Here is a 14,153-nt window from a genome sequence, read left to right on the forward strand (position 1 = left end):
GGCGTACCCGCCACGACCGAAGGGCGGCCTGCGCTCACCGACGACCAGCCACGTCGGCCGCGAACGCAGCCACCCAGGTCAACGCGGAGTTCCAATTGATGGTGATTTCGTTGACCGACCAGGCTTCCAGGTTGTCGACGTAGCAGAGCTGGGGAGCGCATCCCTGCAACCAGCTCGCCGAGAGCGGGTCCTGGAGGCTGGAGTTGGGGCCACCGGCAACCGATCCCACCGGCGGATTCGGCAACCGGGCGTCGAAGGACTTCGCATACCACCGGCTGTGCTGGTTCTTCGCGTCGTTGACGCCGTAGCCGGTGATGTACGACTGCCCGAGGGCGTTACGGCCCAGCAGGTAGTCGAGGCCCTCGAAGACGGCGTCGGCGTACCTGTCGGCGCCGGTGAGGTCGTAGGCGGTGGCCAGGACGACCTGGTTGTTCAGCATGGACGCGTTAGAGCCCCAGTCGTACCGTCCCGTGGTGGGGGTGTACGTCTGGCCGAAACGCTCCGCCTTCTGGAACGAGATCAGGCGGTCCGCGGCGGCGACCACCCACCCCTTGATCTGGTCGCGGTCGCTCAACTCGGTGCCGAACCGCGCCAGGTCGAGTTGGGCCAGCGCGGCCACGGAGCCCCAGTAGAAGCCGTTCTGGCTGAACGCCGTGCCGGCGGTGTGGAAACGACTGATCCGGACGGTGGCGAGATAGGAGGCGTTCTTGGTGGTCAGGTACAGCTCGGCCGCGGCCCAGTAGAACTCGTCGGACACGTCACCATCGTTGTAGGGCCCCCCGCCGCTGCGGTCCTCGTACGGCGCGAAGAGCGCCGGGTTCGCCCGGGCCGCGGCGTACGCGCGTTCGGCCGCCGCGCGCAGTCGGGCGGCGAAGCCGGCGTCGTACGGCTGGTAGATCCGCGATGCCTGGGCCGCCACGGCGGCGAGGTTCAGGGTGGCCGCGGTCGACGGGCGGTGCAGCTCCCGGGGCTTCTTGTCCTGGTGCGGCAGCATCGGTGGTCCGGTCCAGGTCTCGTCGTGGACCTTGTGGTGGACCATGCCGGCCAACGGGAGACCGTCGGGCACCTGCATCTTCAGCATGAAGTCGAGATTCCAGCGGGCCTCGTCGAGGATGTCCGGTATGCCGTTGCCGCGTTCCGGCACCGCCAGGGTGCCGTCGCCGAGAGCCGCCGGCCGGTTGCGTTCCCACGCCGACAGGAGTTGGTATGTGGCGATGCCCCCGTTGACGACGTACTTGCCGTGGTCGCCGGCGTCGTACCAGCCGCCGGTGACGTCCAGCCGATAGGAGCAGGTCCAGTTGTTCAGGAACGACTTCGGCTGCTGGCACGGCACCTGGGTGTCGCCACCGTTGGGCGAATCCGCCACGTGCCCGGCCGGGCGGGCGTACGCCGCCCCGGCGATGCCCCCGTCGATCGCGATGCCACTGCGGTTGGTGTAGAAGAAGCGGGTCGCGTCGGTACGCAGCCGGTCGTAGAGATCCGCGCGGATGTCGAACGGGTGACTGGGACGGTCGACCCAGCCGTCGTACACCAGCTCGAACCGGCCGGTCGTCGTGACGTGGCTGAAGTCGATCACATGGGTGATGGCGCCGGCCGACGCGTCGAACCCGGTCGGGGTGGTCCGGCCCGTTGCCACCGTCGCACCGCCGCCGGCCCGGCGCAGCGTCCACGGCACCGATGAGGACGCGCCGTACAGCAACGTCGCGCGTTTGGGCCCCCTGGGCAGGTAGCCGTGCTGGTTCACCTTCAGGTCCGGGCCGGCATCGGCCCGGTACGCGTACTCGGCGCCGGTGAGCGTCACGTCGTCCATGCAGAACTCGTACGGTGCGCTGGATTTGCCGAGCCGGAACTGGAGCTGCGCCAACCGGTACGGCTCGGGGTAGGCCGTGCTGATGCTGTACTCGTACTCCTTCCAGGCGGTGCCGGTGGTGAAGCCCTTGTTCAGGTAGGTGACGTTTGTCGGGTTGTCGAAGGGGGCGAGGTAGACGATCGGATTCGCGGCGGTGTTCGTCCGGGCCCGGAACCGCAGCGTGTACGTCGCTCCGCCGGGCAGGTAGATGCTGTTGTGTCCGACCAGGACGTCCCACGGGTTGGTCGACGCGGGCGCGGTCACACAGAAGGTGCCACCGTCCAGCTTCGGGGTCATCCCGGCGTTCGTCCACCATGGTTTGTCCGTGCCGGTGAACGTGCTGTTCTGCAACAGCCGGCCGTCGAGCTGCGGCCGTGGTGTGCCACCGCCGTACGCCGGCAGCGTCCCCGCCGGCAGCTCCTGTCCGCCGCCCTGGCCGGGCTGTCCGGGGCCGGGCTCCGCAGTGCCGTACCGGGGCAGCAGCCAACCGTCGAGGCCACCGGAGACGGAGTTGAACAGGACGAAGTCGCCGACCCGGTCGGCGTCGAGGTCGGCGAACAGGTTGGTGGTGCCGGTGAACGGGCCCTCGTCGCGGATCGCGCCGAGCGGTCGCCAGCCGGTGGTGCGGCTCCAGGGTGCGCCGATGTTCTCCCAGGCCCGGACCTCGCCGCCGGGATGGACGACCCGCACCACGTCGACCCGGAGGTCACCGGTGATGTCCGTGAACGACACGTCGTTGAAGCCGTCGGCCGGCGTCGCGAAGCCCGTGACGCTGTGCCAGTCTCCCGGACCGGGTAGCCGGCCGGGTGACCGGTTCTCCCACAGGCTGGCGTTGTTGATCCGGTCCAGGTTGATCAGGTCGTCGTCCCCGTCGCCGTCGATGTCGACGAACCGCGAGTTCTCGTAGAGCAGGTTGTTGGCCACGATGGTGGGCGCTCCCCACCTCGTCTGCCCGTCACCGGACTCGTTGCGCGACACCCGCATGGCCCGGATCCCGGTCGGTGACTCGTCGGCGGCCAACAACCTGAGGTAGTCGTCCCGGCCGTCGCCGTCGAGGTCGCCGAAGTGCACCGTCTTGGGCTGCCCCCGGTCCGCGGGGGTGATGTCGCCGAGCGCGGTCCAGGTGGACCGGGCGCCGTCGTTGCGCCACGCCAACACCTGACCGTCGGGCCGAACGATGACATGATCGGCGTCACCGTCGCCGTCGAGGTCGGGCAAGTGGGTCTCCGAGCCGATCGGGGCGGCGTCCCGGAACTCGCCGATCGGCTCCCAGCGCGGGCCGATGCCGTTGCGGGGCTCCGCTCGCCACTGGTAGAAGTCCTGCGCGACCACCAACCGACCCCCGAGCGCGTTGGGGGAGGGCTGTAGGGAGCCGCTGAGCCCGGGCGTGAAGATCTGCCCGTCCTTGAACTGCCATCGGGAGACCTCCGCCTGCTCGGAGCAGGGCGTCGTGCCGGTGTTCCGGGAGTCCGGGTCCCAGGACAGGCATCGCTCGTCCGCCGGGTCGGTCTGCGGCCAGGCGAGCTGATACTGGCCCGGGGCCATGCTGAAGCGCACCTGCAGGGCCTCGTCGAGGCTGCCGCGCGGCGTCCTGACGTGCGGCCCGATGTCGTCACCGTCGTTCGTCTTCAGCGCGATCACCGCGTCCACCGGAATGTGGCGGGCGTAGAAGCGGTAGGTCTCGCCGGGGACCGGGGCGTAACAGTCCCGCTGCGCGGTGGTCCGGGGGCCAATGCCGCCGCCGGCGCCGCAGCCGGCGTTGACGACGTAGCGGACGTAGGAGTGGTCGGAGTTGCTGGGGCCGACCTGGGCGTCGATGGTGTTGTTGTTCTGGTTGCCGACGTAGGCCCAGTCGAGCCGACCGCCACCCTGATGGGTGGGCTGGTCCGGCGCGACGATGTTGCGCTGCAACCGGGCGGGCATCTGAGCCGGATCCTGGTTGAAGTCGGCGAGCAGCATCCACTCGTCGCTCGGTCGGCCTGCCATGAACTGCCGGGCCGTGTCGACGATGTCGGCGGCGTCGTTGGTACGGGTCGGGCCCATCGACAACGCGTGGGCGTCGAAGTACCAGTCGCTGCCGAGTTGGACGCCCGCCAGCGGCCGCGAGTTGAACTGGCTGTTCACCTGTAACGCCACGGCGTCCTGCGCCCTTTCCCGGGTCACGATCGCCAGGCCGTTACGTTGCTGACCGGGGTTGGTCCAGTAGATGAACACCCGATCCGGGCGGCTGCTCGTGCCGAGGTTGTACTCGTGTTCGGTGATCTGCAGCTGCGCGAAAGTCCGTGCCGTCTGGGTCGCCGATACCGGGGGTGCGTTGCCTGCCTCCTGGAGCGCCAGGACCTGCACCCCGTGTTCGTTGAGGAGTTGCCGGACGGTGGTGGTCCAGCGTGACTCCGGCGGCCCTCCGGTCCCGTCGCTCTGGCCCTGCATGTTCCAGGACGCGGTGATCCTGTCCTGCGGGGCCGCCACCGCCGGTGTCGACGGTTTCATGACGGACAGCACGGTCGCCGCCGTCGTCACCGCGATGGTCGCGGCCAACCACTTACGTGCAACGCCCACGTCGGATCCTCCAGACCTCGGACACAGACCATCCGGTAGCGGCTCTCGACATCGCGTCGGTAGGAATTACGTAGCCGTCTGGTCCGACGTCGGGCAACCGGGTGTGCGGCGTGCCCGCCACCGGATCGCCCATTGTGTACAGCGACGGCTGGATACAGCCGGTCATGTACTGTTGCCCTGCTGCACGCTGTCCGCCACCGATGCGGCGCCCAGGCGGTCGGTCGCCTCGGCGACCACGCTGGCCGGTTCGACCCGCGTGGACAGGGCGACCAACAGCTCGACGACGTCGCGGGCCCGCTGCGCGACCGAGGCGTCGTCGGTGCCGAATCCCAGGTCCACCAGGTGGGCGTGGTGCCGGCCGACGAGCACGTTCGCGGCGTCGCCGTGGATCGGCGCCAACCGTGCCACCTCGATCCCGCGCCTCCGCAGCGCCGCCCGCAGGGCGGGCACCGACCGTTGCGGCCCGACGTCGCCGACCACGAGCCGAGTCAGACACACCGCGAGCCAACCGACGAGGACGCCGCCGACCACGTCGATCGGCAGGTGCGCCCCGACGTGGATCCGGGCGACGGCGACCAGCCCGATCACCGTCCAGGCCGCGCGGCGCCACCGCGGGCCGCCGGCCCGTGCCGCGACGAGCGCCAGGGCGGTACGACGGCGACGTGTCCCGAGGGGTACCCGAGCCGTCCGGTGATCGTCTCGCGCAGGACCAGCCAACCCGTTGGTGGCGACGCTCGTCGGGCTGCCGCCGGCGTCGTCAGCTCAGTCGATCCAGCTTCTCGCGAGCGGTGGTGTCCGGTCGGGGGGTGAGGACCACGACGCGCAGGTCCGTGTTCTGCGTGGTCAGGACGCAGGTGTCCAGCGGGATGGCACCCACGTCCGGATGGACGGCGGTCTTGTGCGCGCTTTCGTGACTGGCCACCGCGCGGAGGTCCCAGAGGCGGCGGAACCGGTCGTTGCCGGCCATCCGCGCGACCAGCGCCGCCACGTCGGGGTCGTTCGGATAGCGGGCGCTGGTGGCGCGCAGGTCGGCCACCAGGGACTGCTCGAAGTAGGCACGCTCGGCATCGGTCTGACGGACGCGGGGGTTCCGCGATTCGAACTGGACGATCAGGGCGTTGCGCTCGTCGGCGGTCGCGCCCGCGGGATCGCCGAAGACGGCCGCGAACAGCCGGTTCCAGTGCAGAAGCCGCCACCCGGCGTCGTAGACGGCCGCCGGGGTGTCGCCGAGGTGGCCGACGAGGCGGTGCAGGCTGTCGGGGATCAGGCGGGGTATCCGGTCCGGAGCCGCGGCGAAGCCGGCGAGGCGCATCAGGTGCGCCTCCTCGTCGTCGGAGAGTCGCAACGCGCGGGCCAGAGAGGCGCACACCTGCGCCGATGGCGTGGCGGCCCGGCCCTGTTCGAGACGGGCCACGTATTCGGTGGAGATCCCGGCCAGCGCCGCCAGCTCGCCGCGCCGTAGCCCGGCGACCCGGCGAGGGGACGCGTTCGTGAGCCCGACCGCGGCCGGGTCCGTGCGATCCCGCCAGGCCCGCAGCACAGCTCCGAGATCATTCATCATCACATGGTCCGCCATTCGTCGAGCGGGCTGGGTGGTACCAGCGGTACGCGGAAGATCTGTGTCTTCCACCACGGCGACCCCGCCCTTCAGGATGGGGATCATGAGCAGAGTGACCAGAATGAACCATATTGGTGTGCCAGTCAGCGATCTGGCCCGGTCGGTGAGGTGGTACGAGGACGTCCTCGGCATCGCGCCGAACGGCGTGACGATCTCGGCCTCGAACCCGGCGATCGGTGCTGTCGTCGAGGTCGAGAACGCGTCGATGCGGGCATCGTTCGCGCTGGCCGGTGACAACGTCCTCCTGGAACTCATCCAGTACGACAGCCCGCAGCCGAAGCCTTTCACCGGACGCAACAGCGACGTCGGGGTGATGCACCTGTGCTTCGAGGTCGACGACCTCGAGGCGGCGCACCGCGATCTGGTGGAGCGAGGCGTGCACGTCAACGCCGATCCGGTGGTGCTCCAGGACGGCGACGGCGTCGAAGCGGGGGCGCTGGCCGGCACGAAGATCCTCTATCTGCGCGACCCCGACGGCATCCAGCTGGAGTTGTTCGAGCTGCCCTCGTAGCCGCGTCGGCCCTCCGGGCCTCAGCCGACGGACGGGCAGGCGGCCGACCGCCTGCCCGTCCGTCGCCCCGCGATCCCGGTGAGCACCCGGCCGAGAAGCAGGCCATCGTCGACCGGCACGGTCCGTCATCGACGGCCAGGGCGACGGCCGCGCGGGGCCGCACCCGCGGCTACGCAGTTGTCGCCGATGCGACGACACCACCCACCACGAAACGGTTGTCCCATGAGGCGTCGTGCGGTGCTGAAGGCATTCGGGTGGGGAATCGGGGGCGCGGTCGCCCTGGGTGGCGGAGGCTTCGGCGCCTACTACCTGAGCGCGAAGCGGGACACCGTCGGGAAGATCGCCTTCGACACGGCACTGTCGATTCCCGCCCTGGCCGAGTCGAGGACGGACGCCTCGGGGACCCGTGTCTTCACCCTCGACATCCAGCCGGGCGAGACCCGGTTCAAGGCCGGGAAGGCCACCCGCACCTGGGGTGTGAACGGCACCTACCTGGGCCCGACGATCCGGGCTCGACGCGGCGAGCGGATCGAGTTCGCGGTGCACAACGGCCTCGACGAGGAGACCTCGCTGCACTGGCACGGCATGCACCTGCCGGCGGTGATGGACGGTGGCCCGCACCAGACGATCGCGGCCGGGGCGACCTGGGAACCGCGATGGACGATCGACCAGGCCGCCGCGACGCTCTGGTACCACCCGCACGTGCACGGTGCGACCGCCGACCACATGTACCGGGGCCTGGCGGGCCTGTTCATCGTCGACGACGACCGGGTCGAGGCGCTGAACCTGCCGTCGGACTACGGTGTCGACGACGTCCCGATGATCGTCCAGGACCGCGCGTTCGACGGAGACCAGCAGTTCGAGCAGCGGGAACCACTGGCGGGCTCGCTCGGGGTGATCGGCGACGAGATCCTCGTCAACGGCACGATCGGGCCGTACTTCGACGTCACCACCCGGCTCGTGCGGCTGCGGCTGCTGAACGGTTCCCACGCGCGCCTGTACCACTTCGGATTCTCCGACGACCGGCGTTTCTCGCTCGTCGCCACGGACGGTGGCCTGCTCGCCGCGCCGTGGGAGACCGACCGGCTGTACCTCTCGCCGGGGGAACGCGCGGAGATCGTGGTGGCCTTCGAGCCGGGAGAGCGGGTCGAGCTGCGTTCCTATCCGGCGGAGCACGGCGGGGTGCTGGGACGGCTCGACGGCTTCGACGACCGCTTCGACATCTGCCAGTTCCGGGCCGCGGATTCGCTGTCCGGCGACGCCGCCGTGCCCGCCGTGCTCGGCGTCGCCCCGGACCTCGCCGCCCGGCCGGTCGCCCAGGAGCGTTCCTTCGTGCTCGCGTCGAACCGGATCAACGGACGGTCGATGGCCATGGACCGCATCGACTTCGGGGTCCGGGAGGGCACCGTGGAGGTGTGGGAGGTCACCAACGACAACGGGTATGTGCACAACTTCCACGTCCACGACGTCCAGTTCCAGGTGCTGACGGTCGACGGCAGGGCGCCGGAACCACCGCTGCGCGGCTGGAAGGACACCGTCCTGCTCGTTCAGGGGAAGCGGTACCGGCTGGCGCTGCGCTTCCGGGACCACACCGACCCGAACATGCCGTACATGTACCACTGCCACCTGCTCGCCCACGAGGACGACGGCATGATGGGCCAGTTCGTCGTCCTGGGCGAGGGCGAGCAGGTCGGCGTCCCACCGGGCCACCACCGGCACCCGTGATCAGGGCACCAGGATGACTTTGCCGGCGACGGTGCGGGACTCGGCGAGCATCAGCGCCGACGCGGCCTCGGCCAGCGGGATCTCCGCGGCGATCTGCGGGTGGAGGACGCCGTCGGCGAGCAACCGGAACACCTGGGTCAGGTCCTCGGCCAGGTTCCGCCGGAAGGTCGCCAGATCGCGGTGGCCCGCCCAGAAGTTGTAGAAGTAGGCGCTGCGGTGGTTGGGCAGGGTGTGCCAGAGCTTCAGCTGCGCGAACAGCTTCAGCACGGGCAGCCGCGAGTTGCCCGTCTCGTCCTTCGTCGCCGCCGTGCCGTAGGACACCAGCGTGCCGCCCTTGCGGAGCAACTGCCAGGACCGTTCCACGCCGGGGCCGCCCACGTGGTCGAACACCGCGTCCACCCCGTCCGGCGCCAACGCCCTGATCCGCTCGTACATGCCCGGGTCGCGGTAGTCGACGGGGGTGGCGCCCAGCGCGCGTACCGCGTCGTGGTGTCGCGTCGACGCGGTGCCGATCACGCGGATGCCGGCGTGCCGGGCCAGCTGGACGAGCGTGGAGCCGACCCCGCCGTTGGCCCCCAGCACGACGATGACGCCCCCGGCGCGGACCGTGGCCAGCCGGTGCAGCATCTGCCAGGCGGTGATGCCGTTGACGACCACGGTCTCCGCGGCGGCGGGGGACACCCCGTCCGGCACCGGGACCAGGTCGGCGGCCTCGATGAGCACATGGGTGGCCCACGCGCCGATCTTGGTGACGGCGGCGAACCGGCGTCCGGTCAGGCTCGCGTCCACGCCGGGCCCGCCGGCGGTGACGGTGCCGACCAGGTCGTACCCGGGTACGAAGGGGAACGGCGGCTGGTCGTAGTACTTGCCCCGGCGCATCTGCTGTTCGGCGAACGACACACCGGTCGCCGCCATCCGCAGGACGACCTGTCCCGCAGCCGGCGCAGGCAGCTCGCGGGTGCGCACCTCCAGCCCGGTCGGGTCGACCACGCCCGGTAGGACTATCTCGGTCGTGCTCGTGGTGACGGCGTTGGTCATGACGGCATTCCTCCGGTCAGCGGTTGTCGTTGGGTCCCAGCGCCCCGCGGTGCCAGGTGTGCCAGCCACGGCACAGCAGGTAGCCGGCGATGGTGGTCGTCGAGACGAGCCCGTCGGCGATCAGGGTCAGGAGTGCGTTCGGGACGTCGAGGATGAAGGCGGCCTGGATGGTGACCGCGATCTTGTGGATGAGCAGGAGTTCCCACATGCCGCGTTGCTTTCGGGGTGCGAGGGCCAGCATGGCCCACATTCCGGCGAAGACGATGTAGGCGCAGGTGCGCCAGTACTCGGTCAGGATCAGGTCGTCGGAGAGGCCGCCGAGGCGGTAGACGCCGTCGACGAACGGCACCAGGGTGGCGGCTGCCGTGATCGCCATCAGGATGCGGCCGGTCCGATCCTGCCAGCGAGGCGGCGCCGCGGCCGGCGCTTCTACGGCGACCTCAGTGTGGGCTGTCATGGAACTCTCCCGTTTGCTCGATCATCTGTGGGCAGACAGGGAGACCATCCGTCACCGGCGTTCGGCCTCGCATCGGTGGGAATTGCGTAGCCGCCCGCGTGGTCCGGGGCGCTCCGGGTATGACCTCCGGACGTCAGGGGCGGAGTTCGAGCGGGTTCACACTCTCTGAAGCGGCCATCGCGTCCTCATCTCCTTCTCTGACTTGGTCGTCTTGACGGATCGACGCGATGGCCGTCTCTCATCTACGCAACACGCCCAACACGGGCAAGTCGTACACCACTCCCGTGGACGCAACCGTTTCGTCTGTTAGCTGGCGGAACGATCGTGGGATGCTCTCGTGTGCCGTGGTTGCGGCATGGAGCCGATGACAAGGACGAGTGAACTTTGGTGATCCATCCCGACGACCTGCCCCGGTGGCGGCGCAAGCTCGATCAGATCGAGGCGGCCGTGGACCTCGACGAGGAAGTGAAGCAGCGCTGGGCCAAGGCGGATGCGCTGCGGCCCACCCGAGATGCCGAGGCCCGCTATCTGGTTTCGGAGCTCATCGCCAGCCGGGATTTCGCGGCGTTCCGGGCAGGCTCGGATAAGTGGTCGCGCCAGGAGGGTCCGTACAACGCCTTCTCGGGTTTCGGTCAGATGTGGCTCAACCAGGTCGCCAACAACCTGCCCGATGACCCCGAGGCGCTGAACGTGCTGGTCCGCGCCTTCACCACGCCGGCCACCGTGGATGAGGCGCGCTCCCGGTTCGCCGAGGTCGAGCGGGTGACCCGAGACCTGGCGAGCAAGGGGCAACCGGCCGTCGGGCGAATCCCGTACGTCTTGTCGGTCTTCTGGTCGACGGACGATGTGCAGCCGGGCTGGCCGGTGATGTGGAAGAGCGCGCCGGAGCGGATGTGGGCGCTGGGTTGGCTGCGGACGTGGGAGAACGCCGACCGCTACCTAGCGGTGGTTGAAGCGGCACGCACGTTCTATCCCGACGATGTCCACCGGTTCGAGCGATTGATGTGGTTCCTATCCGAGCGCCAGGGGTTCGTGGGAGTCAACCCCGCCGTGCGGGCGATGTGCGACGAGGCTGCCGGCATCATGGCCACCTACGAGGTGGGCGCGCGCTATCCGGACGAGGAACGTTCGAGTCGGGCAGCCGCTCTCGCCGCCCAACTCAAGGGTGAGCTGCACATCGCCGCCAAGGGGCTTCTGGCGGACTTACGGGCCGCCACGGGACTCGAGCTGGAGACCTCGCAACCGCAGGACCGGATCGCCTCGGACAAGGGGGCTGCGTATCGCGCAGACGCCTACGCCACCTGGTCGCTGCCCGGGGCGGTGTCTGCGGCCGGCCTACGGCTGTGGGCCACGCGGTCGGGGCTTGCGGTCGGCCTGTATGACTGGCGGAACCCGGGCGCCGGTGCAGCGCTTGCCACGGGTCCGCTCCCCTCCGGTCACCGGTTCTTCGAGATCCGGCTCCACCTCACCGGAGACCGGCTCGTTCCGGTCGACGCCGATCCGGGTGGAAGCACGTTCGTGGGGAAGTGGTGGCCCTGGTCCGAGGTTCCCCGGGGCGGTGACCTGAGGGACGCGATACTCGAGGAGGTGGGTCGGCTCAAGCCTCTGGTGAGGCTGGTCGCCGGCCAGGGAGAGGCCGTGCCGGCGACGACCCCCGAGGGGGAGGATCTGGCGGCGGCGCTTGCCAGATTCAAGGCTGAGCGCCCTTACCCGAACGACAAGGACGAGTGGCATGCCGAACAGCGACAGCAGTTCGCTGAGGCCCTCTCACCCGAGAACCTGACCATCTTTGACTTGGACCAGTTCCGGCTACTCGTCAACGGCAAGCGCTACGGCAACCCGGGTCCCCAGTCGGTACTCAACGCAAGCCTTTCGGGCATGGACTCGGTCGCCCTCGACGCCTTCGCCAACAAACTGCGTGAGATCCTCTTCGGTGACGGGGAGGTCGCCACCCGCATCGACCGAGGCCTGGATTGGAAAGACCTCGGCACGAAAGGGCTGGGCGAGAGCGTGCTGCTGAAGCTGTTCGCCGTCACCGATCCCCGGCGCTTCCTGCCGATCTTCCCGCTGACGGGTCCAATGGGAAAGATCGCCATGCTTCGCCGGTTCGGGCTTACGGAGCCGGACGGCGCGCTGAGCCGCGGTCAGCAGCACGTCGAGGCGAACGATCGGCTGCGGGCAACCCTTGAGCAGTTGCTGCCCGGCGATCCCTGGGGGCAGGGCCAGTTCGCCTACTGGATGCTCAACCACGACGTCGTGGAGCCGGTCGAGGAGGAGGACCACATCGCCCGGACCGCGCAGGATCTCCTCTTGCCTGAACCGTTCCTGCGCGAGCTTGCTGAACTGCTCCACGAGAAGGGACAACTCATTTTCTACGGCCCTCCGGGCACCGGCAAGACCTACCTGGCGGACCGGCTCGCCGGCGCCTTGCAGCAGGACCCGGAAAGGCGGATGCTCGTCCAATTCCATCCGTCCACCTCGTACGAGGACTTCTTCGAGGGCTACCGGCCACGCACCGATGAACGGGGGCAGCTGACCTACGAGCTTCGCTCCGGGCCGCTTGCGCTGATGGCAGAGAAGGCCGAGAGCAACCCCGGCGTGCCGCACTACCTGATCATTGACGAGATTAATCGGGCCAACCTGCCGCGTGTCCTCGGCGAACTGCTGTTCCTGCTGGAATACCGGAACAAGGCCGTACGTACCGCCTATCGGCCCGACGAACCATTCGAGCTGCCGCGCAATCTCTTCTTCATCGGCACCATGAACACCGCTGACAGGTCGATCGCGATGGTGGATGCGGCCCTGCGTCGACGGTTCCATTTCATCCCGTTCATGCCGCACGAGGGAGCGATGCGGTCGCTGCTCGCCGACTGGTTGAAGAAGAACGGGGAGCCGGTGTGGGTCGCCGGACTGGTGGATCAGGTAAACGAGCGGCTCCGGGTCCTCCTGAAAGGGCCGCACCTGCAGATCGGTCACAGCCACTTCATGAGACAGGGCCTCACCGGCGAGCGACTCGCACGCATCTGGGATTACGACGTCTACCCCTTCATCGAGGACCAGTTGTACGGTCGGCCCGACCAGCTGGAGCAGTTCGCCTGGGCGAAGGTGCACGCCGCGTACGGGCCGTCCTCCGCTTCGGGGAGCGCGGCCGTGGATGCCGCCTCGGACGATTCCGATGAGTCTCCCTTCTGAATCCCGGGCCGCTGGCGTAGTGAGGCTTCGCGAGTACGAGACCTTGCCGCGGCCCGTAGCTCTCAACGTCGCGGAGGTGTCCCTGCTCCGCGGCCTCCCCGGCGGCCGCCTCGAACTCACCCCGTCGGACGAGCCCGGTTCGTACTTCCTCCAGGCCACCTCCTGGGTGGGCGCCGTAGTTCTACCTCGGCTGACCATTCAGATCCTGCCCAAGGTGCGTGACCTGCGGACCGTTCTGACCATGTTCACCTCCGGCGTAGGCCTGGTCGAGTGGGGAACCGACGCGGCGGCGTACGACCGAAGTGACTTCGTCGAAGGCGTCGCGGAACTGGTACTACGGGCGATCAACGGGGCGACCCTCCGTGGTCTCGTCCACGGCTACCGTGCTGTCGACCAGCGACTCCCAGTGATCCGTGGACGCCTGGACGTCCAGCAGTTGGCCGCACGGCCGTGGGACTCCTGGCCAGTGCCGTGCCGCTTCGACGACTTCACCGCGGATATCCCCGAGAACCGGATCCTGCTGGCGGCCGTTCGGCATGTCGTGCGGTGGCCAGTAGGCCCCGTCCTTCGTCGCATGGGGGGTGAGCTGCTCCAGCGCCTTGAAGGAGTGGGTGACTCACCGGTCGCGCTGACCGAGTGTGACCTGATCCGGCGCACACCGCTCAATGAGCACTACCAACCGGCTCTTGCCCTTGCTCGGCTGGTCCTTGAGAGCTTCGGCCTCACCCAGGGCGCGGGTGGACTGACAGCGCAGAGCTTCCTGGTCGACATGAACAAGCTATTCGAGAAGTGGATCGGGGACGAGTTACGCGCAAGGCTCTACCCCACGATCGAGGTCCTTGAGCAGTTGCCCGTTCCCCTGAGCGTCTCGCCACGCGTCACCATGAACCCCGACCTGCTCTTCCTACGAGGCGCGGAGGTCGTTTTCGTTGCGGACGTCAAGTACAAGCTGACCGGGGGAGGTCTAGCGCGTACCAGCGACTATTACCAGCTGCTGGCCTACACCACGGCCCTGCGACTACCGCACGGCATGCTCATTTACTGCCGTGCCGACCTCGCTCCGGACCGAGTCATCACAGTGGTCGGAGGCAACCAGCGCCTGCACACCCATCCCATGGATCTGAGTGGGTCGCCTGAAATGGTGGCCGAGGCGCTTGACGTGGTCGCGGAGTCGATCAGAAAGCTGGCCTGACGGCCTACACGG

General features: G+C 68.9%; 9 protein-coding genes. 4 read left to right on the plus strand and 5 right to left on the minus strand.

What is annotated here, in order from left to right; translation table 11 throughout:
- Positions 1–34: 34 nt before the first annotated feature.
- The 3 genes from GA0070617_RS12870 to GA0070617_RS12880 form a co-directional block, all read right to left on the minus strand.
- The gene (locus GA0070617_RS12870) at positions 35–4,408 is read right to left on the minus strand and encodes a glycoside hydrolase family 9 protein (protein ID WP_139135642.1); all 4,374 of its coding nucleotides are present in this window, start codon (positions 4,406–4,408) and stop codon (positions 35–37) included.
- Between the two features lie 162 nt (positions 4,409–4,570).
- Entirely contained in the window at positions 4,571–4,996 is a 426-nt protein-coding gene (locus tag GA0070617_RS12875; RefSeq protein ID WP_229688660.1) for a hypothetical protein, read from the minus strand.
- A 169-nt stretch (positions 4,997–5,165) separates the two neighbouring features.
- A complete protein-coding gene (locus tag GA0070617_RS12880; RefSeq protein WP_091446327.1) occupies positions 5,166–5,966 on the minus strand; it encodes a helix-turn-helix transcriptional regulator in 801 nt (266 codons plus the stop codon).
- 103 nt (positions 5,967–6,069) lie between these two features.
- Here GA0070617_RS12880 and GA0070617_RS12885 point away from each other — a divergent pair, with 103 nt between their 5' ends.
- Together GA0070617_RS12885 and GA0070617_RS12890 are read left to right on the plus strand one after the other, a co-directional pair.
- Entirely contained in the window at positions 6,070–6,537 is a 468-nt protein-coding gene (locus GA0070617_RS12885) for a VOC family protein (RefSeq protein ID WP_175440510.1), read from the plus strand.
- Between the two features lie 222 nt (positions 6,538–6,759).
- Positions 6,760–8,262 carry a multicopper oxidase family protein gene (locus GA0070617_RS12890; protein ID WP_091436906.1) on the plus strand — a complete coding sequence of 501 codons (1,503 nt, stop codon included), beginning with the start codon at positions 6,760–6,762 and terminating at the stop codon, positions 8,260–8,262.
- On the opposite strand, the gene GA0070617_RS12895 is transcribed toward GA0070617_RS12890, so the two are convergent.
- Positions 8,263–9,300, minus strand: a complete 1,038-nt coding sequence (locus GA0070617_RS12895; protein ID WP_091436909.1) for a medium chain dehydrogenase/reductase family protein — start codon at positions 9,298–9,300, stop codon at positions 8,263–8,265.
- Positions 9,301–9,316: 16 nt separating this feature from the next.
- Positions 9,317–9,757 (minus strand): hypothetical protein, encoded by a 441-nt coding sequence (locus GA0070617_RS12900; RefSeq protein ID WP_139135643.1) that lies wholly within the window; start codon positions 9,755–9,757, stop codon positions 9,317–9,319.
- A gap of 387 nt (positions 9,758–10,144) precedes the next feature.
- Between GA0070617_RS12900 and GA0070617_RS31040 the strand changes: the two genes are divergently transcribed.
- Together GA0070617_RS31040 and GA0070617_RS12910 are read left to right on the plus strand one after the other, a co-directional pair.
- Complete coding sequence (locus GA0070617_RS31040) at positions 10,145–12,949, plus strand: McrB family protein (RefSeq protein ID WP_217628793.1); 2,805 nt, start codon at positions 10,145–10,147, stop codon at positions 12,947–12,949.
- A gap of 76 nt (positions 12,950–13,025) precedes the next feature.
- Complete coding sequence (locus GA0070617_RS12910; RefSeq protein ID WP_175440511.1) at positions 13,026–14,141, plus strand: McrC family protein; 1,116 nt, start codon at positions 13,026–13,028, stop codon at positions 14,139–14,141.
- The last annotated feature ends 12 nt before the right edge of the window (positions 14,142–14,153 follow it).

The sequence above is a fragment of the Micromonospora yangpuensis genome, assembly GCF_900091615.1.
Taxonomy (GTDB): domain Bacteria; phylum Actinomycetota; class Actinomycetes; order Mycobacteriales; family Micromonosporaceae; genus Micromonospora; species Micromonospora yangpuensis.